Consider the following 24,416-nt stretch of genomic DNA (forward strand, 5'->3'; position numbering starts at 1 on the left):
TTAATTGTTATTATTTTCATTAAAATTGATAATTAATGCTATTTTTCAAGCGAGAAACTTATGTGCAAAATAATTATTCTACTTATTTTTTATTTGATTTTTCCAAATTATTTATATGCTGAAGAATTGAAAAAAAATTCTAATTCAGAAAATCAATCAGAAAAAGATAATTCTATAACAAACAAAAGTGATAGTGTTTTTAAAAAAATGAAAATTGAAAGTGGGGAAATTATTGTAAGCAGTAATTCACTTGAAAAAGAAAATGCTGCAGAAAATCAAAAGGAAAATGAGAAAATTGAAAATTCATCTCAATAACTTCATTATGAATATAGCTTGGATTTTCAGTGTAAATTTTAACAAAAAAACTTACTAAAACCATTTCAAAAATATATGTTCACTTATTTTGACAAAATTTTGGTAATAGAAAACTTTTATATTAAAAATCCTGCGAAATTAGGCTTCATTCTTCCACCGCAGGCGCTGCAGTCGAAACTTCGGGTTTTGACTCTGAAGCAGGTTGCTCGATCATAGGCTCAATCGGTTTTACAGGTTCTGTTGGTTCAGGTGTTTCTGCTTTTTCTATTTCTTTTTCTTCAGGTTTATTTTCTTCTTTAGGTGGTTCTTTTTTTTCTACAGGAACATCTTCAATACTTAATGGAATAGATTTTGTTGAGTCCCATACACCACTTTGCAAATTTAAAGCCGAAATTTTTATAAACCACTTTCCTTGGCCAATGGCTTGTGCAGGCAAAGAAGTTTTCACAGTTGAAAAAGTTCTTATTTTATTATTAAAATCTGCGTCATTTGAAACTTCAACCCGATAAAATGAAACTTTACCTGTTGCGGACCAAACGAGTCGATCGGATAATTTCAATTGTGGAGGAATATCTGCACGCAGACCAGATGGCATGGGGGGTAATATTCTTAATTTATGCACTGGTTTTCCATCTTCTTTCCAATACACTTCTCCTGGCGGTGGAACAGAAATACGATATTTTCCATCGGACGCTGGTGCACCATTTAAATAAATTGATTTGAAATTAGGATCTCTCGAAATAATAACTTTTTTATTTGCAGGTATGAGAATAATAGGACCACCATCTTGTATATTGTAATTATAAGAATCAGGTCCAGATGACTCTTTTGTATCATTTTCAATTGAAATAGGTTTATTTTGTTTCGGAACAGGCTTTGCTTCTTGCACAACTGGCTTTGGTTCTGGAGCAATGGCGACTTGTGCTGGAGCTTTTGCTTTTGGCACAGTTGCTATTTTAGGACTTGGTTCTTTAGCAGTTTGTGGTATAGGAGCAGCTGTAACGACTGGTGGTGCAATATGTTCTGGTGTGTGTGTAGGTATCACAGGTGGAGCTTCCGTTGCTGGTGGTGGCGGTGTTACTTTAGTCTCTTTTGGAAGATTAACCGGTTTTTCAGATTGTTTCACGCCAAAAGGTGAATATGGGCCAAAAAAAAGGAGAGCCGCTGCTGATGCACCCGCTACAGCCACACCAGCTGTGATACCTGTCAAAATCATTTTTCTCTTCCGAGTCAATTCGTCTTCGGCAGCTTCAGGAAAAGGTTCGTCTTTAGGTTGTACAATTTCTTTTTCAGGAATTTCCTCTTTGTTACGAGAGTGATTATCGCCCTTCTTCAAACGAATATTTGTCATGATCGCCACCTCTATATAATCCTATCCTTATACAGAGTTTATATCGGTTTATTCCTAATAGTATTAACGTTACAGAAAATGCCTATAGGCAAAATATATGTAGGAAAATTGTCAGTTTAAGAGTTCTTGTATGAGTTTTTTTGATTTTAATGCAAAACCATGTTTTGCAAACTTATGTGCAATTGCATCATACGATGCTAATACTTGAGAAATTGTACAACGATAACCTAAATCAACAAGCTCTGTGCGAATATAATATTTCATGGGATTTCCAGCCATAGCTTCCATAACTTCATCTGTAGGTTTGAAAATAACAAAATCTACATCGGGATTATTATCCATTGAATGCATTAACATTGAACTTGATCTTGTCTGGACTAGACTTTTTACTGCTTGAACCAAGGTAAAATATCCACCCTTTTTCATAACTGCACCAGGCTGATTGCTTGTATAAGGTACCATTGGGTCAATATATACCACGAGACCTGCACCGTTACGAATTGCAGTATTGAAATCAGAAGCACTCGTTAATTGGCCATCAGTAAACCAATGTCCTTTTATTCTTTCTGGTAAATAAAATGGAGGCAAAGCTGTGCTTGCTCGAACTGCTTGACTGATTCGAATATCTTTCCAAGGTTCTTCTCCAAAAACAATATTTTCACCTGTATCTTGATCTGTTACGCTAATATATAATTCTTTTTTTAAATGAGCCATGCTGTCTTCAATACCAAAATGGCGCATTTGTCTTTCAAAAAACTTTTTTAATTTTTCACCTTTAAAAAAACCAGTCGGTACTGAATTTTGTAATCGGCTGACAAGTTCTGCAGAGTCAAAAGTTGAAAATGCTCTGATAAAGTCGAAAACGCGACGAAATATTTCAGCGCCTGCAGGATCAAATACGGTATTTAAGCCTAGAGGTTCGAGACTCGTGTGCTTTCTATATATTTGTTTAACGAGATCGTCCGAATGCACACCAACTGCGAGAGTGCTTGAAACAATTGCTCCAGATGAAACCCCACAGAAAATATCAAAATCACCACACTCACGATCAAGTAAACAGTTATCAATTGCATTAACGACACCGATAGAATAAATATATCCTTCAAGGCCTCCACCAGATATACATATACTTGTTTTTTTATGATTGAGGCGAAAATCATACAACTGCCGAGTTGCAATTAAAAATAATTCGACCGAGTCAGGTGGATCAATAATAACTGCTCGAACATTTGCAAGACTTAAACGAAACTCTCGATTTGTTGTCTTTGCAGAATTAGGTAACACAACGACCACACGCCGCATGGTGTAATGAAATCCTCTTGGAGTAAATTTTTCAATTGCGGATTTTAAATTCTCAAAAGTAACAGCAATTTTTTGATCTTTTTGTTCAAATGTAGTTTTTGATGAATGCAAAACATTCATGTCATCTTGATTTAATTTTTCTTCTTCTTTTTCAATTTCAAACAATTCATTTTGATTGGGTTCAATTTCATCTTGAACGAGGCGTTCATCAAGTATAATTAAGTCTGCATCGAATACGGGAAGTTCATGTGCGAGTTGATAAACATCGGTATAAAAATTAATTGTTGCCCCAGGAAAAGCGTTGGCAGCCAAAGCAAGTCTTCTCAATACATACGATGAAACTGAGAAAGAATTACTTTTCTGTTGATCGAGGTTGCGTGCGCCGGCATTTAAAAAATCGTGTTTCAATGATTCAATAAGACGTTCAACGCCTACATACATAACTCTATATTCTTTAAATCCTGAAAATTTGTCAGACACAGAGAAATTCCCCTTTTATAAAGAAAGAAGACATGGCCTCGGAAGAGACCATCTCAGGTCGAAGCTTTTTTTTCTCTTGGATACATAACATATTGTAAATACTTACATTGCAAACTTCCATTGTATACAGAAACTTTTCGGGTGGGACGCAAACCGACTGATTTTAAAGCAGTTTCATTAGCGGTGAGAAGCCAAGCATTCCAATTAGGGTACTTCTGTTTCCAAAGGTCACCCATCGCTTTGTACATCGGCGCAAGATCTTCACCTTCTTCGAGTCTTTCTCCATAAGGGGGGTTAACAATTTGGATACCACAGGATGCATGGGGTTTGCTCATAAATGCATCTTTTACTTGAAAAGCAATAACCCGACCCACACCGGCTTCTTCAGCACAATCTCTCGCAACTTCAATATTACGATTGAGAATATCCCCAGCTCGAATGGGTGCTAAAATATCATCATGCACTTCAATATTGTTTTGTTGTGAATAAAGTCTAGCTCTGACAGGTAAATCTGCTAAAGGCTTTTCGTTAGATAATATTTTTGTTTTTAGTTCACGCAATGCAGCTTTCATTTCTGGTACTTTATCTGGACAAAGATCCATAAAAGCAAATTCATTGCGCCGCACATTGGGTTTCCAATGTAAAATAGCTAAAGCAGCTTCAATGGCAAGGGTGCCTGAACCACACATTGGATCCATAAAATAAGGGGAAATTAAAACCTGTTTAGGAATTTTCTTACCCGAGTTTTCATTCACACCCTTTCGTTCTAAATAAACGGCTTCACTCGATTTCCAAATACTATTTGCGAGTTTATTCCAGCCAGAAATTCTGAGCAAAGCTGCCGCTAAGGACTCTCTTAAAGGAGCTTCAACACCACCCACACGATAGCCACGCCGTGAGAGAGGCTCACCAGTTGTGTCAACAGAAATGCTCAATTTTCTCCGCACAAGGCGGACGAATATTTTGACGTCAGGATTTTCAGTATTTACATTTGGACGTTCACCGACTTTATTGCGAAACACATCACAAATTGCATCTTTAATACGTAAACTTGCAAACATAGAGTTATTGACAAAGGAATCACTCACTGAGGCATTGACAGAAAATGTTAATTCTTTTGGGAATATAAGAGACCAATCGATTTGTGAGGCGATAAAATGAAGTTCCTCTTCACTTTTGACTTCAGCTTCAGCTAGTACTAAAAGCACACGACTTGCACACATAGCCGCTAGATTAGCAGCTATACACGCACTCCAAGGTCCTTCCATGTAACAGCCTGCAGAGCCTGCCCAAATATTTGATTTTATTTCATAAGTTGAGCATATTTCTTCGAGTTCTTCTTTCAGAATATCTTCAAATCCTCTTGAAGTTGAAACAAAAAAACGAGGGCGAGAAAAAGGGGAAGCTAAATACTCATCGGTGTGAAAACTATGGGGATGATGCTGTACCTTTGTTATCATTTTTATCCTTATATGGAGCACACAAACCAAGCTCTCTTAACATTTCAAATTCTCTGCCAGAGCGAATACGTGTATAATACTCCAAAAATTGTGTTGCTTTTGCGGGCGTTGAGTTTTCAAGGAGCTTTGTGACTTGACGCGCAGGCAAACGGCTCAAAAGAGCTATCACCAGATCTCGATCCATATTGTCCATAACAGGAGCCACTTTGCGTGGTTCCATTTTTGAAACAAACTCCACAGCCTCTTTCACCCGCTCCTCCTTTAGTTTCTTCTCTTTTTGAAGAGTTTCGTCAAGCAATCTTCTTTCCTCTTCAATCTTTTTGAGCTGAGAATCTATATCAAGTCGAGATTTATCATAAGCTTTTTTTGCATCTTCAAGGCGTATCAACTTTTGCTCAACATCACTGCGAATGAGTTCAAGTTCATCACGAATCCGCATTGCTTCTGATGCAGTAAGTTCATTTTTTGGAATATTTGGCATATTTTCAGACTGAGCTGCCATTTGATTTTTCGGCATATTTTCAGACTGAGCCGCCGTTTGATTTTTTGGCATATTCTCAGACTGAGCCGCCATTTGCTGAATCATTAAAACAAAAAGAAAAATAAATTTTAGTACTCTTCTCATTCTTCACCTTTCTCTTGAAATTGATTTCTCAAATATTTTTGATTACCAACTTCATCAAGAATAGTTTGTTCTTTATATGCTTCTTTTTTCAGAAATTCTTTTTCTTTTACTTCCTTTAATTTTTCAATAATTTTTTGATTTCTTCTAGCTTGTATAAGTGTTTGTTGATAAACTTCTAAGTCTGATTGGCAACTTCTTAAATTATCAAGAAGTTCCATAATACGTCCTTGTCTCATATTCAATGATCGTTCATAAATTGTTACTTTATGTATTTGAGAATCTTTAACACAAATATTCAATTCATCTCTTTCAGAAAAATATAAGTCTCTTTCCTGATATATCATGTTTTTTAATGCTTCGATCACCCTCTTTGTATATTCAACTTTCATTTCCGCCTCTTGGGTTTCTTGTTCCCGTAAGTGCAATATTCTTTGTAAGGAAAAACGAAAATTCATATACGCTCTTCTCCGAGTAAATCATGTAAAGAGTTCAGAGAATCATGAAAAGTGCATTTCAACATTCTATCTTGTTTTAAAAAAGCATCGATTTGAGGAAGAAGTTTCATTGCTTTATCAAGCTTTGGATTCATACCAACATTGTAAGCACCAATATTTATTAAATCTTCATTTTTTTGAAACTCTGCCATAAGATCTCGTAAAATAGAAACCGCTTTTAAATGTTTTTCATCTGCAATATCAATCATAACTCGACTCGCACTCGATAGAATATCTATTGATGGAAAATGATTTCTTTCAGCAAGTGAGCGTGATAAATTTATATGACCATCGAGAATACTTCTTGCAGAATCACAAACGGGGTCATTAAAATCATCCCCCTCAACTAATACTGTGTATATGCCAGTGAGGGATCCTTTAGATTCACTGTTTCCTGCTCGCTCCAATAATTTTGGTAACAAAGAAAAAACCGAAGGTGTGTATCCTTTTGTTGTCGGAGGCTCACCAACGGACAATCCGATTTCTCTTTGTGCCATTGCCACGCGAGTTAATGAATCCATTAAAAGTAATACTTTTTTTCCTTGATCCCTAAAATATTCAGCGATTGCTGTTCCAACATGCGCAGCTCGCACTCGACTGAGAGGGGATTGATCGCCTGTCGAAACGACGACTACGCTTTTTTTAAGCCCCTCTTCCCCAAGGTTTTCTTCTAGGAATTCTCGAACCTCTCTACCGCGTTCCCCTATCAACGCAATTACGTTGATTTCAGCATCGGAGTAGCGAGAGATCATTCCCATAAGCACACTTTTACCAACACCTGAACCCGCCATGATCCCGATCCGTTGTCCTTCTCCAAAACTTAAAAGTGCATTGATAGATCGAATTCCAGTGTCAAATGGTTTCGAAATTCTTCTCCGTGTCAAGGGATTAAGGGGCTCACGCACGATCGAATAGGAAGAACCCAAATTGCCAACAAATTCTTCACCGACCATCGGACGCCCGTATCCATCAATGATGCGACCAATCAGATGTTCACCGATTAAGATTTTTTGTTCTCGTTCAATACATTGAACAAGCGAATTTGCACACACTCCGATTGGATCGGAAAATGGGACTATAAGAGCTTTATCTTTACGAAAACCAACGACTTCTCCTTCAATCGCATAGCTTCTTTCTCTATTAAAAATTCGAACGAGCGCTCCCAGAGGTGCATCGGTTAAAGTCGCTTCAATGACCGTTCCCACAATTTGTACGACTTTCCCATATTTTTCAAAAGGATCTTTTATTATTTGAGTATCCCTTTTCTTTTTTAATTTTAAAAGTGCTTCATTGGAAAACATTTTTTACGCCTTTTTCGCTTCACCTGAATATTTAATATTATCGCTTTGAGTTTCGTCTTGAAAAAGATCGTCTTTTAAATTTTCAACTATATTATCAACACTTTTCTTTAAATCTACAAAAGAAACACCTGTATCACTTTCAACATGAAAGGATCCGCTTTCCAGCGATTCATTTTCTTTTATTTCAATTTTTGAAACTTCTTTTTTGGCTTCAATATGACGTCGCAAACGAGTCGCATCATTTGAGTTCATTTCAATTGTAATTGAATTTTTTGAAGTATATGTTTTCAATATTTCATCAAAAAGGTGCGCTAAAGAAGCATCACTTGATTTTATTTGCTCCTTAAGTATTTTTTCACAACACAACTTTGTTAACTCAACAAATATATCTTTACCTTGTTTAATTAAAGAATCTCGTAACTCAGATAATCTATTTGCCACTTCGGAAATATTTTCAAATGCTCTGTTATATTTAGATTCTGCAGCAGCCATTCCGCGCTCTTCACCACTTAGATACCCATCACGTGATCCAGCTTCAAATCCTTCTTTTTTGCCAGTGGTAAATCCTTCTTCTTTACCTTCGTTAAAACCTGCATTTTTGGCTTCATTAAATATCTTTTCACTTTGTTCCTTTAATTTTAAAGTGCTGTCTTCAGTTTTCATTTCAATATTTTCTTCACTTTTAACTTCTGTTTGTTGCTCTGTTGGAACAAAACTGAGCTCTTGTTCTTTGTTACTTTTTTCCACTGGCATACTTTTGTCAGGAGTTTTTACCTGCGGATCAGCTCCTGAATTTTCATTTCTCTTTTTATTCACATTGACTTCCATCTCATGTTCCATTTCAGACAGTTCGAGAGCCATTGCCTCTTCCTCATCCATCATGGTACGTCTTCTGCGAATTTCCATTTCTTTTCGACCCTTTTCAAAATCCAAGGTCATATCTGTAGGCAGAAGCATCTTTGCACGACTGCCCAGCGGTTTTTTAAAATCTCGGGCTGCTGTGATTTTAACGTTCATCTCTTGCGGATCATGCATTTTTTGTAAAATGACACTTTTACGAGGGTTATCAGGAAATATAACGGTTTGATCATTAAAATGCAGCCAAGGATATTTCTCAACCTCAAGCGTATCCATTAACTTTTTATTTTCTTTTTTTATAAGTTTACCTGATTTTGAAACCACATATACCTCATTTATCAAACGAGAGCATTTTCACCACTTGCAGAAATCACTATTTTGCCTTCATCATTTAGACGCCGAGCCACTTGCACTATGGCAAATTGGGCTTGTTCCACATCGGAAATTTTTGCTGGCCCCATGATCGTCATTTCTTCGCGTAAATTCTCGGCTGCTTTTTGTGACATATTCTTAAATATCAACTCTTTCACACCTTCCGAAGCTGTTTTCAATGCAAGCTTTAATTGCTCAGGTTTCACTTCGCGCATAACAGTTTGAATGCCACGATCATCAATTTTAATAAGGTCATCAAATACAAACATTAATTTCCGAATATTTTCTGCAAGATCAGGATCTCTTTCTTCAAGTCTATCAAGAATATTTTCTTCAGTTGCTTTATCCATTAGATTGAGCATTTCGACAATTGGCTCAATTCCACCCACTTTTGAACTCGTTACGTTACCTAGTTTTTGTATTTCGTTACGTAAAACATCATCAATCTCATCGATGATTTCTGGAGATACACTTTCTAAACTAGCAACTCTTAGGATTAATTCAGTATGTAAACTTTCGGGTAAAATCTTCAATGTTTCGCCAAATTTCTTAGGGTCAAGATGCGCTAAAATCAAGGCCATTGTTTGCGGATGTTCATTTCTTAAAAAATTTGCCAACATTTTTGGATCAATCAATTCGAGTGATTCTAAATTTGCATTCGATGTTAAGGACAATTCATCGATAAGTGCATTTGCTTGATCACTTTTAAATGCTGACTCAATTAATTTTCTGGTGAAGTCGTTACTTCCTAAAAAATACTTTTTATTAGATTGAAGAATTTGATAAAACTCTTCCATGACCATGTCTATAGCATCGCTGTCAACTCGACCCAAACGGCTCATCGCGCTCCCGATGCGCTTGATTTCAAACTCAGTCATATGCTTGAAGATTTCTGCCGAAATCTCTTCACCAAATGCTAGTAAAAGAATAGCCGCTTTTTGAGGGCCTGAATATTTTATGGCCACGCTTCCCCCCAAGTTAATTCCGATACTTCTCAGTTTATAGCCAAAATTTTAACTGTAATAGAAAAAGTCAGCATTTCAGTCAAAAACTATTTAGGAAATTATTGCCAAGGTAAAATCAATTTTTTGGCTTATTTTTTTTGCACTCTTCTAATTCAAGAAGCATGTTAAAATAAACTTAAAGTTTTCTATTTAATAATAGCTGAGAGATTATTATGTTTAAATTTATCTCGTTCTTTATCAAAAAATTATTCTATATCTTATTAATCCAATTTTTTTTCATTCAGTATGCAAATGCTGAAATTCCTCCAGATATCAAAAAAATTATTTCCCGAGGGAAAATCATTGTTGCTCTCAAAACAGGAAATTATCCCCCTTTTTTTTACGAAGATGAAAAGAAAAAACTTAAGGGTTATGACATTGACATAGCTCAAGATATTGCGAAAAACCTTGGGGTTAGCCTGGAATTTAATCGCAACGCAAATACTTTTGCTGATGTGATTAAACTTGTGGAAAATGATTCTGCTGACCTTGCAATAAGTGCCATAAGCTCTACACTTTCACGTGGAATTTCCGTCAACTTTTCCGAACCCTATTTATTTCCAAATCAATCTCTCATTGTTAATCGACTGCTTGAAATTAAAATCCGTAATAATACAGAAGTTGATAAAGAATTTTTAAAAATTGCTGTACTCAAAAACTCTGCCTATGAAGATTATGTAAAAAATAATTTAAACAATATTGATGTGCTTTTAAAAAACGCAACTATCGTTAAATATGACGATTTAGAAAGTGCTTTGACCGATGTGATCAGTGGAAAAATCTTATCGCTATTCGTCGATGAAATTTATGCAAATTATATTATTAAAAACAGAAAACTCGCCAATATCTACGTCCGCAGAAAGATAATAGAAGGTGAGTTAGACCCGATCTCAATTGTTGTAAATTGGCATAATCCAAATCTTTTAAATTGGGTGAACCTCTATGTAAACAGAATGAAATACGATGGTAAGAATAAATATCTTGCACAAAAATATTTGAAAGAAATAAAATGATAAAAAAGATTAAAAAAATTCTTCTTAATCATTGGACAATTTTTATCTCAATGTTTCTTGGTGCAATTTTTGGAATTTTTGCTCCCGTCGCTGCAAAAAAAATTGCATTTCTTGGAGATATGTATCTCGGATTTTTACAAATAACCGTTATACCAATTATGATTTCTGCTCTCATTTGTAGTTTTTATAATATTTTCCACTCAAGCGATTCTGTTTATTATTTAAAACGACTGATTATTATATTTTTTTCTTGCATGATTGCTGTCACATTCATGTCCGTTTTTCTAAGTATCATTTTTTCTCCGGGTAGTAATTTAAGTACAAATGCAGTACAATTATTGAGTAATGGTATAAATAATTCTGAAACTGTTATCAAAAATTATACTCCAGGAAGCGTGAGTCATGGAAGTTTTGTTGCATACATCGAAAATATTATTCCGACAAATATTGTCAAATCAATTTATGAGAGAAAAGATATTTCCATTTTATTATTTTCTATTCTCTTAGGAATTGCACTAGGCATTACGGAAAGTCCCAATGTAAAAGTTGCTGTTGCATTTTTTGATGCAATTTTTTTAGCTTTCTTAAAAATGGTAGATATTCTCATGTATTTTTTACCATTCGGTATATTCTTTTTAATTTCTGGTTTTCTATCTAACGTAGGATTGCAAACTTTAAAAGCACTCTTTGACTTAATAGCTCTCATATTTGCCACAGTGATTACATTTTTTATTGCATTTTCTATTATTATTGCGCGCATGCAAAAAAAACCTGTATTTACTTGTCTTAAAAATCTGAAAAATTCATATTTAATCGCATTTGGCACTTCGAGTAGTTTTGCCGCTATGCCTGCAGCAATGCTCGCTTTAACCCAAGATTTTAAAGTCAATAAACAAAGTGTTGAACTCGTTATGCCTCTTGGCGTCAGTTTGTTTAAACCCGGAGTGATGATACGAAGCATTGCAATTGCAATATTTCTTATGAATTTATATCAAATTCCAATAAGCTTTTCTTCAATTGCAACTCTCTTTTTTGCTAGCTGGGCAGCATCCATTGCCAGCACGGCAGGACCAGCTATTTTAAGTGCAACTTCGTTTGGAATTGTCCTATCTCCCCTAGGTATCCCGCCCTCTGTTGGAGTCTTTCTATTATTGAGCATTGAGCCTTTAATCGATCCTTTTATCACTATGCTTAATATCCAAGGGAACTGCGCAGTCACACTCATGGTTGCCAAAAAAGATTCGTAAATTATCCTATAAATTAAAAATACACTGGCAGATCTTCAAGCTTCATTTCGTGCAAGTTAAAATGATTGTCCATATCACGTACCATCGTGATGGATTTTTTATATCTTTGTAAATGCGAGGGTAGAATTTTAAAACCAAATTTCTCGTAGAATTCAGGTTTGATATCAGAAAATAATAAAAAGGCGCGAGCATCTTTCCCGTGATCTTGATTGCTAACAATGTCGTGCATTAAAAAAGAAACATACCCTCTTTTCCTATATTCAGGCAGCGTCGCAACCGATCCTATTCCGACTGTGTGTGCATCGAGACCAAATGAATTTCGATAGCAGATCAAGGAACTGACGATTTTTTTATCGACTTCTAAAACATACCATTGACCATTGTCATATTTGTCGGATTCACTGCATTTTTTAGAATATTCATCTATTGTTAAACCCTGCCCCCAAGTCTCATGACCCATAAAATAAACAGCAGGAAAATCTTTTTCAACAGCTTTTCGAACTTGCATATGAACCTCAAAAAAGTTTTAATTTAAATCGTTTTGAGATTTTAGCTTATCTTATTTTAGTTAACTTAGAAAGTATTTTGGAAATAAAAAGGAAGCATTTAATGGAGAAGTAATGGCTGGGGCACTAGGATTCGAACCTAGGAATGACGGTATCAAAAACCGTTGACTTACCACTTGTCGATGCCCCACCAGCGGTGAAACCTGTATGCCAACCTTCCAAGACGTTGTCAAGCTTCTAGCGCAAAAAAAAAAAAAAGTTTATGGTCGTGTCTCAGAGGCGAAACACTTTCGACTCTTCTTCAGAGGGAATAACATGATAAACAAAAGAAATATTGAGAATAAAAAGAGCGAATTTAAAATCAACAAGCTTTTACTGCCAAAACATATGCGCAAAACACCTCCTATGCCTTCCGATCCGATTCCTTTTGGAGCAATAGATACGGACCACATGCTTATCTGTGACTATATTCCCCATAAAAATGGCTGGCAAACACCTGAAATTGTTCCATATAAACCATTTTCTCTCAATCCAAGCGCCGTTGTCTTTCACTATGGACAAACAATCTTTGAAGGTTTGAAAGCCTACCGCTCAAAAGACAACGATGATGAAGTTTTTCTTTTCCGTCCTGAAAAAAACGCTCAACGGATGCGTCTCTCTGCCCTTCGTCTCGGTATGGAGCCATTTCCAGAAGATCTTTTTGTTGCATGTGTTGAAGAACTGATCCGCATAGAACGCAGATGGATTCTCCCTTCCCCAGATTCACTTTACATCCGACCCACTATGATCCCACTCGATGAAGGCGTTTCTTACAGAGCTTCAAAAGCCTACCGTTTTTATATTATTTTAAGCCCTGCAAAATGCTATTTCGCCAATGACACAGGTATTTCAGTTTATATTGAAAGAAACCTCTCCCGTGCCGCAGTCGGAGGCTCAGGCGAAGCAAAATGCGGAGGGAATTATGCTGCAGCTCTCCCTCCCATGGTTAAAGCCAAACAGAATGGCGCTGAACAGGTTTTATGGCTGGACTCAAGCGAGCACAAATATGTTGAAGAAGCGGGAGCCATGAATGTCATGTTTATCTATGGAAACAAAATTGTTACCCCTGCCCTAAGTGGGAGCATTTTACAAGGAGTCACGCGTGCATCTATTTTAGAGCTTGCTAAAGATTTAGGCTATGAAGTGGAAGAACGCAAAGTTGAAATTTCTGAAGTTATTAAAGATATAAAAGCTAAAAAATTAACAGAAATGTTTGCTTGTGGAACAGCGGCAGTGATCTCTCCCATCAATGCATTGATTGAAGATGGAGAAAAAATCACAATTAATAATGGAAAAATAGGAGAAATAACCATTAAATTAAAAGAAAATTTACTCGGGATTCAGACAGGTTCATTGAAAGACCCTTATGGATGGAGAGTTCCTGTGATTTAATTTTCATGGGAAAATTAAATCACAAATTTATGAATTTATTCTGTCCAAATTCTTACCAGTCAATTATCCGACACTCTCCTAACTTAAAAATCATATAAGTATCATTTGAGGAGTAAACAACAAAACTTCTCAATTTCAAACAAAAAAGATCATTATAGACATATTGAGAATTTTACAAATGAAATCTTTTTAAATCTTAATAAATGAGGTAAAAATGAAAACAAATTATTATTTAACAAAAACACCTTCTGAAATTGCCTCTGAACTCTTTCAAGGCACAAAAGTTGAATCTGCTTTCGATAAAAAAGGAAAGTTTAGTCACTTACTAGCACGTTTATCTAAAAATGAGTTCAGCAAGCTTTATTCTGCAAATACAACAGTAACTATATTTATTCAAGGTTATTGGTTACAACTCTGTCTAAATGAAGAAAACAAACAAATATTAAATCGAGAAACAAATACTTACTTAACGATCAGAAATTTAAAAAATGAAGATGGATATATTAAATTAAGTTTATTTCATATGAATAAGTGCTCTGGAAAATTTAAATTTAAAAATATTTCTATGTGCGAAATTTTTACAACAGCAGATGGATATTATGCTATTGCTCGGGCAGCTGTTAAAGTATTTGCAAAAATACACAATTCTTTTGCAATACAAAAGAATGAAATACGGTATTTACCTGTTGTACAAATTATTCCAGAAGAAGATAATGAAATTTATTTCGATGCTAAGTATGTTAATATTCAATAATCAACTATTGCGATCAAGACCTTTAATTAAGGTTAATACATTTTGCGAATTGTTACTTTGCGCAAGAAGACTTGTCCCAGCTTGTACAAGTATTTTTGCGCGCGCTAAGTTTGTTGATTCTGTCGCATAATCCACATCACGAATACGCGAGTTTGCTGCAGCAACGTTTTCGTATGCCACATCCAACGAATTCTTTGCACTTGTTAATCTTGAAGTTGCTGCTCCAAAAGATGAGCGATATTCTGATAATTTCATCTGCGCTTCATCGAAACTTGATCCAATACTTTCAGCACTGGAACCAAAAGTATCCATCACTTCATCCAATGACACTCCATCACGGGAATTTGCTAGGTGCTCGGCAGAAATAAGTCCTAGATCTTTAGGTCTTGCATTTATTTCATCTAATTTCTCAATACCGATTTTATTCAAATCTTTCCCATCGGCGATAACAGGCGCGCCGACTCTGGACCAAAAAGACTTTGCATTGGAAGAAGTCCCCACACCTGAAACATCAACAGAATCCGTGTGGTCTAAGACATTTCTTCCACCGTAAGATGTCGTCGCTGCAGTGCGATCCATTTCTTCGATATGTGCCTGATATTCAATAAATATAAACTGTCTTTCTTTATCTGAAAGCGATGGATTTAGAGATTGAGCAACGAGCTCTTTTAAATGAATCGTCGAATTGGTCAATTGGCTCAGCGCAGCATCCGCAGTTTCCGTAAAACTCAAGCCTTCGTTCACATTTTGCCTATATTTATTTATTTCTTTCATTTTGGACATAAGAGCGTCAGATTGAGATCTTTCAACGGGGAGTGGATCATTGCGAGTGAAGCGAACACCACTTGATAACCTTTCGAGACTGTTATCAACTTCTTTTTGTGCTTTTGCTATATTGTTTTCAAGCGTTCCATTGCCTGTGATTCTAATCCCCATAAATCAAGTTGCATCCTTTGCATTTTCATCAGTTCCACTTTCATCTTTTGTTAAAGGAGTTACGCTGCTATCCGTCTCGGAAAATTTACCATCATCTTTAAGAATCAAAACCTGCCCAGGTGAGCCGATTTGTAAGGAAACACCATTTGACAGCATATTTTTTAAATATTCACTGGCCAAAATCACTTTATCAACACAACTCGATATATCTTTGCCTACATTTTGCATGGATTCTAAAGCAGAACGGTCAGTGTCAAGATGTTTAAAGGAAAGCTCAACTTGATGCAGACCACTTGAACATTGGCTTGCAGCAACTTCAGAGTCTGACTTAGCTTCACCCAACGCAACTGCCACATGGTGGACCCAATCATGCACTTGCCGCGCTACACTCTGTGCCTGCTCTAAACTATTTATATTTTCTACCAATTTTTTGATTTCAAGCTGTATGGCCGCTAAACTGCTCGTTCCTGCAGCAACGATTCCAGTTAAACTTGTCTCGACCTGCGTCACCAAATCTCGTGCAAAGGTCGCAGTATCTGAAATTTTACGAATACTTCTAAACATTTCTCTTGTTCGGGTTTTATTACCTTCAGAGAGGTTTTTTGCCGTCCCTAATTGATCATCAAGCCCAATGGCTTGCCGAGACAATTGCCCAATTTTTTCTCTTAAGTCTTTTAAAAGTTCATCAGCAGTCGCAGCTTTTTTTACCCCAGCTTCTATGACTGCATGCCCCTCACGGATCGCACTCATTGCTCCAGAAGTTTCTTCTTGAATTGCTTCAATTCTATCATAAATATCTCTTGTAGCAGTTGAAGATCTTTCCGCTAATTTTCTAATATCATCTGCAACCACAGCAAAGCCTTTGCCCTGATCTCCTGCACGCGCGGCTTCAATACTTGCATTCAAAGCAAGGAGATTCGTTTGTTCAGAAATATCGTCGATGACTTCAATAATGCTACCAATGTCCGCAACACGGTTTGCAAGTATGGAGATTTTTTCTTGCACGGCATTCATGCGATCACGCCCGCCGATCATTCCCATCGTCACACCCTGAATGGCCTCTCGCGTTGTTTGTGAATGTTGGAACACTTCATTTTGCAATGACTGTGTTTTATTCATCAATTCATCCCAGCTTTTTATGACTTCGGTGAGTTCTTCCATTTGATCTTGAAAAGTATTAAAATCATGCAAAAGATCCGAACCCAACCGCCCCCACGCGCGGCTTCTATCTGCAGTTTTTCGTGTTTCAGCAAGGGAGTGCCTGCTCATGACAATACTCTCTCTGATATAATCAGAAGTCACATTTAAAGTAACAATACTTTCACCGATTGCTTGACGCGTGCTGTCTAAGTTAAATGACGCACGCTGAATTTCTCTATCTTTTGCTTTTCTAAATTCGAGTAAGTTACCCAAATTTTCTGTTACGTTAGAAACGTTGTCGCTGATCTTTCGGAACTGCCCTTGCAGAGCTAATAAAAATTGGCGATTTGCTTCAATATCTGTGCTTTGCGAAAATGCCACAAGTTCATTTAATCGACGCACTGCAATCATCAATTGCCTTTGTGCATTTAACATGGATGCCATACAATCTGTCGCTGAAAATCTTACACTCGATGAGTTGGTATCATTTTCCACAAAACACCTCACGTATAAAGTAACAATGAACAATAATTACAAATCATCTTTCATTTTTAAAACACGTTTTAAAATAGGCTCTATAGCAAAAGCTACGGAATTTCCTTCAGCTTTAATTTCCGATGAAAGATCACCTTCCAAAGAAAAATCTTCACCTTCTATCAAATATTTTTCTGAATCAAATAAGGTAACAGATGTATTAAATGGCTTTAATAATGAATTTATCATTTCGACTGCTTGATCTTTATCATCGATTAAAGACAATTTAACCAATGCAGAACTTGCAAGCGATGACAATTGCACAGTCATTGATTCTGAAGGTATTGCAAAAGTTTTTTCATGTGGTGCTCTATCATCACTCTCCATTTCAACATCATCTGCTAAAATATCATCAGCTGCCTGCAGATCGAGTTCTTGCGGTTCTTCCATTGAGTCTAAGTCTACGGGTTCATCTTCTGCTAACTCTTGCGCACCTTTTGCTTCCATTGGTGCTTCGGTTTCCATCGGTGCGTCTTCTACTATCTCTTGCGGAGCGTCTTCCGCTATTGGAGCTTCCATTGCTGCTTCGGTTTCCATCGGTGCGTCTTCTGCTATCTCTTGCGTTGCGTCTTCCGCTATTGGAGCTTCCATTGCTGCTTCGGTGTCCATCGGTGCGTCTTCTGCTATCTCTTGCGGAGCGTCTTCCGCTATTTCCTGCGGAGCTTCTTCAGCTATTGGAGCTTCCTCTCCTGCGCTCGCTTCCAATGGTGCTTCGGTTTCCATCGGCGCGTCTTCAGCTATTTCTTGCGGAGCGTCTTCTGCTATTGGAGCTTCCTCTCCTGTGCTCGCTTCCATTGGTGCTTCGGTTTCCATCGGTGCGTCTTCCGCTATTTCTTGCGGAGCGTCTTCTGCTATTGGAGCTTCCTCTCCTGCGCTTGCTTCCACTGGCGCTTCAGTTTCAGTCGGAGCGTCTTCTGCTATTTCCTGTGGTGCTTCACTCTCAGCTGAGTCTGCCTGTGCACTTACATTTTCAGCCAATGCTGCATTATCAACTTCACCGCTGCTGCCATCAATAAATCCGACAGAAGGCATTTTATCAGCATCACCGCCTTCAGCTCCGACCGATATTTCAGCTGAAGGTTCTGCCCCAGAACTGTTTTCTTTTGCTTGCGCCTCAACTTCCGGTTCATCATTTTCAATTTCTTTATTTGCCTGCTTAGCACTCTTTTTAGAAACAACTGGTTCATCATCATGTGAATCTGAGTCTTTGAGATTTGAACTTACAAAATCATCATCAATGCTTATTGCTTCAGCTTTATGCGGAACTTCATAGCGTATCCCAGCGATAACCCCACGGGTATTTTCTAAAATAGTTGTTAAATTTAAAGCCGATTTATGAACTTTATATATTTTTGACAATCCTTCTGCAAGTTGAAAAACAGTTGCAGAAACACCAACAATTCTTTTATTTAAAAAAAATCTCAATTGATTGACAATGCCACGATCAGAAGGATCTTCCATAGCCACATATAAAACATTTGAATCTTCACCTAAACCAAAACAACTGTAATGAATAGCTATATCGACTGGCACATAAGACTGGTAGGTTTCATCTAACATTTTTAGAGCCTGCTTCCCTAAAGCTCCAACTCCAAAATATCTTTGCAAATAATCTTGAATCTGCTCTGGTGAAGCTATATTTAGAGAACGCAACATCCTGACAGGATTTTCACCCAATTCCTTGCAAGTCTTCCTGAGAGCCAATAACTCTACAGAAGACAGGTATCCATCCTGCTGCATAATTTGAAGCAAATCATACATGTGGCAGTTGTTAACTCCCTCTTAATCACTGTTTGTTTGATATTCTCTTGACTCATAGCACTTAGATCTTAAGCTGTTTGTGTTTCAGAAGGGATAACAGTTCCTTCCTAGATATGAATTTGACGTCACAATACAGGAATATAAATTATGAGCCGTTCCGACCTTGCTTCAGAAAGAAAAACTCAAATTATAAATGCGACAATCGAATGTATCACTCGTTATGGTTATAGTAATTTTTCTATGCAAGACGTTGCTCGTGTTGCAGATGTCTCAAAAGGTATTATTCATTATTATTTCTTAAACAAAGAAGATCTTATGATGACGGTCTTAGATTATGTAAGCGTCGATATTGAAAATCTTTTGCTTGCAGGAGATTTAAACACCGATCCCATTGCAAAGCTTTCCAATGTCATTTGGATGTGCTCAAGTATAGTTCAAAACAAGCGAGAATATTATCGAATTAATATGGATTTTTGGACACAAATCGATCAAAAAGAAAAAGTTCGCCAAGAAATTGCAAGTCATTATTCAAAATTCAGAGCCGCGATCGCCGGTATTATACAACAAGGGATAAATCAAGACCTTTTTCGAAAAGGAGATGCTTTACAATATGCAACAATCATTATTGCATTAATTGATGGAATCTCATTACAATGGCTTTTTGATGAAGGTGTATTTAACTACGATGAGATTATAAAAAACACAGAAGAAGCGGTTATGAGTTTTTTAAAAAAATAATGTTTTAAAATTTTAACTAGGAAAAGAAAAGCGTGCTCATAAATCAGTGCTTCAGAATTAAAATAATTAAAATTTTCCTACATCTTCTTGCACTACTTTCTTGTTTTTTTTTAAAATTTAATAATTCATATGCACAAGACCTAGATCCAAATAAATTTGGAAAAGAAATCCGAGCAGATCAAGCTGTTAATTTATTAATTAAAAGTATTGAGATAGAAGGCAACACCCAAACTGGTGAAGATATCATTTTAGAACAAATTACTTTAAAAGAAAATTCAAAATTTAGTCTCAAAAATTTAGCAAGCACAGTACAAAATTTAAAAAATCTACAAATTTTCTTAAAAATTGATATTAAATTTTATCAATTAAATAAAGATGTAGATGATATTTATATTAAAATCGAAGTAGACGAAAAGTGGACTCTGTTACCTTATTTTCTCACAGGTTCAGGTGGTGGAAGCTCATATCTCGTAGTTGGATTATATGATACCAATTTTTTAGGTAGACTTTATACTTTTAATTTTACTTACGGGTGTAAAAACGATAACTGTTCAACTTTTATTTTTTTCAGAAATCCAAATGTACTAGGTGGTCCTGTTAATCTTGTTATCAATGGCGCAAGACAACACGATATTTACAATACATATGATAATAAAAGAAAAGTTTTAGGATCCTTTTCCAGCAAAAGAAATATGTTAACTTCATATGCAGACGTAAAATTGAGAGACAATCTATTTTTAGGCGGAGGTTTTATTTTTTATGATTATAATATCGATACAGATGGGTTAAATGATACAGAAATTAATACCAATATAAAAAATAACTTTAAATTGCCAAATTCAACATCATCACTTGCAGCAGAAGCTCGTATCACTCTAGGCTCCATAAACTACGATGGAATATTAAGCAATGGTGTGAATTTCGTATCAATCTTAGATTCAACAGCAAATGTGTATACAAATCCTGACGACAATTATACCTCTTTAAATAACACTGTACTCCTATTTAGTCCGCATATTCCGCTAGGCCTATTTGATATCCCTTTGCCAAGGCTTTCTTATTTTGCCCTTAGAGCGAATTTCAGTATGACATCCAGCGACGTGTTATCGCAACAATATTTTTTGGGTGGACTCGATAAAATCAGAGGTTTTTACGACAACGAATTTTCAGGAAAATTTGCTTGGTATGGAAATTTTGAGCTGAGAATACCAAGTTACGTCGGAGACTACCTCACTCTCCAACATGCTCTTTTTACTGATATTGGCAATGCGACCAATTCATTTGCGAACCTTGCCTCTTCACAAACTGCATCCAGTATTGGCATAGGCATCCGTTTCCTCCCAATGAAGATCAATCGTGTGGCAATTCGTCTCGATTATGCGTACACTCTGACACCCTTTCATACTTTTGGCTTTAGCTTTGGTTTGTTACAATTTTTTTAAGATATTGATACACTTTTCAAGTCACCTTTCGTTTTAACTGAAATTTTATCGCGCACCGTATCTCAATTTGTAATTCTGATTGATTAAGCCATTTATGCTCCAGAGGAGTATGCGAGTATGCCATTAAATCTGACATCCCCTTCAAAAATTTATAAAACTCTCATGCAGAGAAGCCCTATCCATGTGGTTTCTCTCATCGGAGTCAATCAATATCACTATCTCGATTCAAAACATCTTTACCCAATTGCCTACAATTTGGATGAAGCTCCAAAAGATGAAATTATTCCTCCCAATCAAACACATTTAAAAAATTTGGCTAAACGTACCTACATGCTTATAAATGGCGGACAAAATGTTATTTTAGACGATAAGTTTCTTTCAGAAAAAAGAGATGTAATATTATCTCTCGCAGCTGATAGCATAGGCTTGGCTTGTTACGATCTAGCACGACTTGCTCGCATTCCAGTGACTCCAATCACATCGGTGGATCTATTGATTAAGTCCCTCGAGAAATTGAGTTTAGACACTGATGATGTTGGTATTATTGCAAAACCCTCAATTGTATATGAGTTAAAAGCAGGTTTATTGAAAGATAGAATCACGCATTTCAACACAGGAAAATTAAAAACTAAAAATGTAATTGATTATATTTACCCCATTTTTACTCCTGCCGTCGCAAATGAAGAAATTATTATGTACAATATCGTTGATTCATATGTCGTGGCAGATCCCATTTCTGTTTTTCTTACCGAACACAATCAAATTGCCATTGAATTTAAAATTGATATTCAAAATAAAGAAGCCATTGAAATATTTTCACTTCCTAAATAAGTAAACACAGAGAGTATCTTAAATAAAAGACAATCTCTGTGGCAAAGTGTTATTAAATAAACAAAGATTAACCTAATAAACGAAGTGCTGCACCAGGGCTTTGGTTTGCTTGTGCAAGCACCGCAACACCACCTTGTTTCAGAATATTTGACTGCGCCAATTTAGCGGTTTCTTCTGCAAAGTCAGTATCACGGATACGGCTATTCGCAGCTGCATAGTTTTCCGTTTGTACTGATAAGTTCGCAATGGTTGATCCTAAACGGTTTTGATACGCACCCATTTCCGCACGGAATTCAGCAACTTTTGAAATTGCACTGTCGAGTTTATTGATAGAAAGTTGAGCACGCATTTTAGAATCGTTGTGTTCTCCACCTTCCAAAAACACACCCGTCGATTCCATACTCTCATCACTCGCACGGCCAAGTTCAAGACCCAAAGTGCTTGTGTTGATGTTTTGAAAATTAAGACGAATAATATCAACTGGATTACGACCAAATTCACCATCAGCATCTTGACCGTCAGTTTCCTTAAACCAGTTTTTACCAACTTGAACTTCCAGTGGTGGTGGGTTTGATTTGCCAGTTAATGCTTCTGGTAGACCTTCCGCAGTACCTGTTAAAAGCATAGTACCGTTGAATTCTGTAGAATTCGTAATACGATCGACTTCATCTTTCAGTGCATTGAATTCTTTGTGAATAAAGCTACGTTCTTTATTACCAACTGTATCAGAAGCACCTTGCACAGCAAGTTCGCGCAAACGAGTCAACATATTTCCAATTTCATTCATACCACCTTCGGCAGTTTGAAGAAGGGAAATACCGTCGCTGGCGTTACGTCTCGCCATATTAAGACCACGTATGTCTGCTTTCAATTTTTCACTGATTGCGAGACCGGCAGCGTCATCTGACGCTTTATTGATGCGATATCCTGAGCTCACCTTTTCGATGGACTCATCATTCGCCTGTGTCGAAATTCTCAAGGTTCGCTGAGAATTGAGAGACTGAATATTGGTTTGTATGCGCAAACCCATAGCTTGTTTCCTCCATGAAACTCACTGCATTCCAAAGCTACTAGAATGAGTGCGGCCATCCTTGGCCAGACGAGTAAATATGTACCGATGCAAATTGCACACTGGGTACATTTTGCATATCGGATAAAATTTTCACTGCTAAAGGAAGTTTTTATTATTTGCTGGATTTAAGAAGAGCTTCAATGGAGTGAGGGCAAATTGGTTCGATTAATTTCTTAACGGCACGAGCTAGATTGCGAATTTCAAGTTGAGCACCTTCATGGTCACGCAATTTAATAAAATTGATCGTTGCTTCGAGAGAAGCTGTCCAAATAAGTGAGTTTTTGAAACTGAGAGGCATAACCATGCGTGCTTGTTCGCCACAAACACCGAGGTCGAGCAATTTCTTATAAGCAGCAAAACTATGTTCCATAGCATCGAGGTAAATAGCGCGCACAGCATCTTCAGAATCTACATTTTCACCTTCAACGGAAGCCTGTTTATTGTTTTTGCTCTGTTTTCTGAAATTTGTAGGTACGTGGAACTCTGGTTCAAGTTTTACATAACGACCTGAAATCTCATTCCAAGTTGTTGCAGCTTCTTTAAACTCACCACTTGTGTAAGCGCAGCCCACTTGATGTTTATAAAGCTGACGACAGACAACTTCTGATACACCCTCGAGCGTGAATGTAAAAATGACATGGCGGAAGGGGCTCATGTGTTTATGAGCACCTAAATAATTGATGAGTTTTACATCTTTATCATCCATTTCTGATTTGTGTTTTCCGAAACTGACACGCGCAGCATTCACAACAGACAAATCACTTCCCATATAATCTGTCAGTGTGACTTGTCCATCGTCTACTTTAATTGTTGTGCCTTTTAATTGATTTATCACTTGTAAAGTCTCCTAAATTGGCAGAATAGAAAAATTCTGCTTACCAGCAAAAACTACAGTCCTTTTGCCAAAAAAGCAACACACCTAAATAATTGATTAATGCAAGAGCTATCTCATAAACTTTGATCAAGACACATTTAAAAATTTTCTTTAAAAAGGAATCAGAAAGGTGGAAAAGCCCTCTTATTCAGCCCTTGAAAATTACGAAGGTTTGATTACAAAGCTTTCGCATCGATTTTCAAATTCTCCTTTAAAAAAAGATTTTTATATTTTTTACAATAAATGGATTAAACTTCATAATAATTTATTTTCCAATTTAAATATAGATAATAAAAATACACTGCTCAGTGAATATGAATTAAATAACGTTACAAAAATATTTATGATAAAAAGAAAAGCATTGGTATCTTCTTACGCGCAAAGTCTAAAAAACGAAGTAGATTCTAAATATAATTATAATTTATTAAAAGATTTTTTATTTTTCCACGACGAAAATTTTAAATTAATTTTAAAACAAATTTTAGAAGATTATTCTGTTGAATTGATTCGTTTACAATCATTACGTAAAGCGACCCACGCATATGCGCATTCTCATATATCTTCGGGAGGATAAT

General features: G+C 36.4%; 23 protein-coding genes and 1 tRNA gene. 9 read left to right on the plus strand and 15 right to left on the minus strand.

Features of this window, described 5'->3' with window-relative positions; all coding sequences use genetic code 11:
- Nucleotides 1–60: 60 nt before the first annotated feature.
- Entirely contained in the window at nucleotides 61–315 is a 255-nt protein-coding gene (locus H7355_RS13785) for a hypothetical protein (protein ID WP_186648784.1), read from the plus strand.
- A gap of 145 nt (nucleotides 316–460) precedes the next feature.
- On the opposite strand, the gene H7355_RS13790 is transcribed toward H7355_RS13785, so the two are convergent.
- The 8 genes from H7355_RS13790 to fliG all read right to left on the minus strand — a co-directional run bounded on the left by H7355_RS13790 (nucleotide 461) and on the right by fliG (nucleotide 9,523).
- On the minus strand, nucleotides 461–1,666 hold the full coding sequence (locus tag H7355_RS13790) for a hypothetical protein (protein ID WP_186648786.1): 1,206 nt from the start codon (nucleotides 1,664–1,666) through the stop codon (nucleotides 461–463).
- A gap of 111 nt (nucleotides 1,667–1,777) precedes the next feature.
- The gene (locus H7355_RS13795) at nucleotides 1,778–3,448 is read right to left on the minus strand and encodes a patatin-like phospholipase family protein (RefSeq protein WP_186648788.1); all 1,671 of its coding nucleotides are present in this window, start codon (nucleotides 3,446–3,448) and stop codon (nucleotides 1,778–1,780) included.
- A gap of 53 nt (nucleotides 3,449–3,501) precedes the next feature.
- Nucleotides 3,502–4,908, minus strand: a complete 1,407-nt coding sequence (locus H7355_RS13800) for a THUMP domain-containing class I SAM-dependent RNA methyltransferase (RefSeq protein ID WP_186648790.1) — start codon at nucleotides 4,906–4,908, stop codon at nucleotides 3,502–3,504.
- Complete coding sequence (locus H7355_RS13805) at nucleotides 4,877–5,533, minus strand: MotE family protein (protein ID WP_186648792.1); 657 nt, start codon at nucleotides 5,531–5,533, stop codon at nucleotides 4,877–4,879. The genes H7355_RS13800 and H7355_RS13805 overlap by 32 nt, the downstream gene beginning before the upstream one ends.
- On the minus strand, nucleotides 5,530–5,988 hold the full coding sequence (gene fliJ / locus H7355_RS13810; protein ID WP_186648794.1) for a flagellar export protein FliJ: 459 nt from the start codon (nucleotides 5,986–5,988) through the stop codon (nucleotides 5,530–5,532). The genes H7355_RS13805 and fliJ overlap by 4 nt, the downstream gene beginning before the upstream one ends.
- On the minus strand, nucleotides 5,985–7,328 hold the full coding sequence (locus H7355_RS13815; RefSeq protein ID WP_186648796.1) for a FliI/YscN family ATPase: 1,344 nt from the start codon (nucleotides 7,326–7,328) through the stop codon (nucleotides 5,985–5,987). The genes fliJ and H7355_RS13815 overlap by 4 nt, the downstream gene beginning before the upstream one ends.
- 3 nt (nucleotides 7,329–7,331) lie before the next feature.
- On the minus strand, nucleotides 7,332–8,510 hold the full coding sequence (locus H7355_RS16140; RefSeq protein WP_186648798.1) for a FliH/SctL family protein: 1,179 nt from the start codon (nucleotides 8,508–8,510) through the stop codon (nucleotides 7,332–7,334).
- 14 nt (nucleotides 8,511–8,524) lie between these two features.
- Nucleotides 8,525–9,523 carry a flagellar motor switch protein FliG gene (fliG, locus tag H7355_RS13825; RefSeq protein ID WP_172603800.1) on the minus strand — a complete coding sequence of 333 codons (999 nt, stop codon included), beginning with the start codon at nucleotides 9,521–9,523 and terminating at the stop codon, nucleotides 8,525–8,527.
- A 212-nt stretch (nucleotides 9,524–9,735) separates the two neighbouring features.
- Here fliG and H7355_RS13830 point away from each other — a divergent pair, with 212 nt between their 5' ends.
- Complete coding sequence (locus H7355_RS13830; RefSeq protein ID WP_186648800.1) at nucleotides 9,736–10,575, plus strand: ABC transporter substrate-binding protein; 840 nt, start codon at nucleotides 9,736–9,738, stop codon at nucleotides 10,573–10,575.
- On the plus strand, nucleotides 10,572–11,822 hold the full coding sequence (locus H7355_RS13835; RefSeq protein WP_186648802.1) for a dicarboxylate/amino acid:cation symporter: 1,251 nt from the start codon (nucleotides 10,572–10,574) through the stop codon (nucleotides 11,820–11,822). Before H7355_RS13830 ends, H7355_RS13835 begins: the two co-directional genes overlap by 4 nt.
- Before the next feature lie 13 nt (nucleotides 11,823–11,835).
- Here the strand turns inward: H7355_RS13835 and H7355_RS13840 are convergent, their stop codons facing one another.
- Together H7355_RS13840 and H7355_RS13845 are read right to left on the minus strand one after the other, a co-directional pair.
- Nucleotides 11,836–12,330, minus strand: a complete 495-nt coding sequence (locus H7355_RS13840) for a GNAT family N-acetyltransferase (RefSeq protein ID WP_186648811.1) — start codon at nucleotides 12,328–12,330, stop codon at nucleotides 11,836–11,838.
- Between the two features lie 113 nt (nucleotides 12,331–12,443).
- Nucleotides 12,444–12,518 (minus strand) — tRNA-Gln (locus tag H7355_RS13845).
- Between the two features lie 125 nt (nucleotides 12,519–12,643).
- Here H7355_RS13845 and H7355_RS13850 point away from each other — a divergent pair.
- Nucleotides 12,644–13,759 (plus strand): branched-chain amino acid aminotransferase, encoded by a 1,116-nt coding sequence (locus tag H7355_RS13850; RefSeq protein ID WP_186648813.1) that lies wholly within the window; start codon nucleotides 12,644–12,646, stop codon nucleotides 13,757–13,759.
- 214 nt (nucleotides 13,760–13,973) lie between these two features.
- Nucleotides 13,974–14,513, plus strand: coding sequence for a hypothetical protein (locus H7355_RS13855; protein WP_186648815.1), 540 nt, complete (start codon nucleotides 13,974–13,976; stop codon nucleotides 14,511–14,513).
- Here the strand turns inward: H7355_RS13855 and H7355_RS13860 are convergent, their stop codons facing one another.
- The 3 genes from H7355_RS13860 to H7355_RS13870 are packed head-to-tail and all read right to left on the minus strand — an operon-like array spanning nucleotide 14,514 to nucleotide 18,884.
- Nucleotides 14,514–15,449, minus strand: coding sequence for a flagellin (locus H7355_RS13860; protein WP_186648817.1), 936 nt, complete (start codon nucleotides 15,447–15,449; stop codon nucleotides 14,514–14,516).
- 3 nt (nucleotides 15,450–15,452) lie between these two features.
- Entirely contained in the window at nucleotides 15,453–17,084 is a 1,632-nt protein-coding gene (locus H7355_RS13865; protein WP_186648819.1) for a methyl-accepting chemotaxis protein, read from the minus strand.
- 36 nt (nucleotides 17,085–17,120) lie between these two features.
- Nucleotides 17,121–18,884, minus strand: a complete 1,764-nt coding sequence (locus H7355_RS13870; RefSeq protein WP_186648821.1) for a GspE/PulE/PilB domain-containing protein — start codon at nucleotides 18,882–18,884, stop codon at nucleotides 17,121–17,123.
- Nucleotides 18,885–19,031: 147 nt separating this feature from the next.
- Here H7355_RS13870 and H7355_RS13875 point away from each other — a divergent pair, with 147 nt between their 5' ends.
- The 3 genes from H7355_RS13875 to H7355_RS13885 all read left to right on the plus strand — a co-directional run bounded on the left by H7355_RS13875 (nucleotide 19,032) and on the right by H7355_RS13885 (nucleotide 21,895).
- Nucleotides 19,032–19,622 (plus strand): TetR/AcrR family transcriptional regulator, encoded by a 591-nt coding sequence (locus tag H7355_RS13875; protein WP_130607481.1) that lies wholly within the window; start codon nucleotides 19,032–19,034, stop codon nucleotides 19,620–19,622.
- Between the two features lie 32 nt (nucleotides 19,623–19,654).
- Complete coding sequence (locus H7355_RS16145; protein ID WP_186648823.1) at nucleotides 19,655–21,064, plus strand: POTRA domain-containing protein; 1,410 nt, start codon at nucleotides 19,655–19,657, stop codon at nucleotides 21,062–21,064.
- A 117-nt stretch (nucleotides 21,065–21,181) separates the two neighbouring features.
- Nucleotides 21,182–21,895 carry a hypothetical protein gene (locus H7355_RS13885; protein WP_186648825.1) on the plus strand — a complete coding sequence of 238 codons (714 nt, stop codon included), beginning with the start codon at nucleotides 21,182–21,184 and terminating at the stop codon, nucleotides 21,893–21,895.
- Between the two features lie 67 nt (nucleotides 21,896–21,962).
- Here the strand turns inward: H7355_RS13885 and H7355_RS13890 are convergent, their stop codons facing one another.
- Both H7355_RS13890 and thyX read right to left on the minus strand, forming a co-directional pair.
- Nucleotides 21,963–22,925 carry a flagellin N-terminal helical domain-containing protein gene (locus H7355_RS13890; protein WP_186648827.1) on the minus strand — a complete coding sequence of 321 codons (963 nt, stop codon included), beginning with the start codon at nucleotides 22,923–22,925 and terminating at the stop codon, nucleotides 21,963–21,965.
- Between the two features lie 154 nt (nucleotides 22,926–23,079).
- Nucleotides 23,080–23,802, minus strand: coding sequence for an FAD-dependent thymidylate synthase (thyX, locus tag H7355_RS13895; RefSeq protein WP_186648835.1), 723 nt, complete (start codon nucleotides 23,800–23,802; stop codon nucleotides 23,080–23,082).
- Between the two features lie 169 nt (nucleotides 23,803–23,971).
- Here thyX and H7355_RS13900 point away from each other — a divergent pair, with 169 nt between their 5' ends.
- Complete coding sequence (locus tag H7355_RS13900; protein ID WP_186648837.1) at nucleotides 23,972–24,415, plus strand: hypothetical protein; 444 nt, start codon at nucleotides 23,972–23,974, stop codon at nucleotides 24,413–24,415.
- Nucleotide 24,416: the final 1 nt, after the last annotated feature.

The sequence above is a fragment of the Fluviispira vulneris genome (assembly GCF_014281055.1).
In the GTDB taxonomy this organism is placed as follows: domain Bacteria; phylum Bdellovibrionota_B; class Oligoflexia; order Silvanigrellales; family Silvanigrellaceae; genus Silvanigrella; species Silvanigrella vulneris.

What these genes read in the sequence shown, in the direction of transcription:
- H7355_RS13860 (WP_186648817.1), bottom strand. Translation starts at nt 15,449, where the DNA reads ATGGGGATTAGAATCACAGGCAATGGAACGCTTGAAAACAATATAGCA.
- H7355_RS13885 (WP_186648825.1), top strand. Translation starts at nt 21,182, where the DNA reads ATGCCATTAAATCTGACATCCCCTTCAAAAATTTATAAAACTCTCATG.
- H7355_RS13840 (WP_186648811.1), bottom strand. Translation starts at nt 12,330, where the DNA reads ATGCAAGTTCGAAAAGCTGTTGAAAAAGATTTTCCTGCTGTTTATTTT.
- H7355_RS13815 (WP_186648796.1), bottom strand. Translation starts at nt 7,328, where the DNA reads ATGTTTTCCAATGAAGCACTTTTAAAATTAAAAAAGAAAAGGGATACT.
- H7355_RS13855 (WP_186648815.1), top strand. Translation starts at nt 13,974, where the DNA reads ATGAAAACAAATTATTATTTAACAAAAACACCTTCTGAAATTGCCTCT.
- H7355_RS13800 (WP_186648790.1), bottom strand. Translation starts at nt 4,908, where the DNA reads ATGATAACAAAGGTACAGCATCATCCCCATAGTTTTCACACCGATGAG.
- H7355_RS13890 (WP_186648827.1), bottom strand. Translation starts at nt 22,925, where the DNA reads ATGGGTTTGCGCATACAAACCAATATTCAGTCTCTCAATTCTCAGCGA.
- H7355_RS13850 (WP_186648813.1), top strand. Translation starts at nt 12,644, where the DNA reads ATGATAAACAAAAGAAATATTGAGAATAAAAAGAGCGAATTTAAAATC.
- H7355_RS13835 (WP_186648802.1), top strand. Translation starts at nt 10,572, where the DNA reads ATGATAAAAAAGATTAAAAAAATTCTTCTTAATCATTGGACAATTTTT.
- H7355_RS13790 (WP_186648786.1), bottom strand. Translation starts at nt 1,666, where the DNA reads ATGACAAATATTCGTTTGAAGAAGGGCGATAATCACTCTCGTAACAAA.
- H7355_RS13805 (WP_186648792.1), bottom strand. Translation starts at nt 5,533, where the DNA reads ATGAGAAGAGTACTAAAATTTATTTTTCTTTTTGTTTTAATGATTCAG.
- H7355_RS13830 (WP_186648800.1), top strand. Translation starts at nt 9,736, where the DNA reads ATGTTTAAATTTATCTCGTTCTTTATCAAAAAATTATTCTATATCTTA.
- fliJ (WP_186648794.1), bottom strand. Translation starts at nt 5,988, where the DNA reads ATGAATTTTCGTTTTTCCTTACAAAGAATATTGCACTTACGGGAACAA.
- H7355_RS13875 (WP_130607481.1), top strand. Translation starts at nt 19,032, where the DNA reads ATGAGCCGTTCCGACCTTGCTTCAGAAAGAAAAACTCAAATTATAAAT.
- H7355_RS13870 (WP_186648821.1), bottom strand. Translation starts at nt 18,884, where the DNA reads ATGTATGATTTGCTTCAAATTATGCAGCAGGATGGATACCTGTCTTCT.
- H7355_RS13785 (WP_186648784.1), top strand. Translation starts at nt 61, where the DNA reads ATGTGCAAAATAATTATTCTACTTATTTTTTATTTGATTTTTCCAAAT.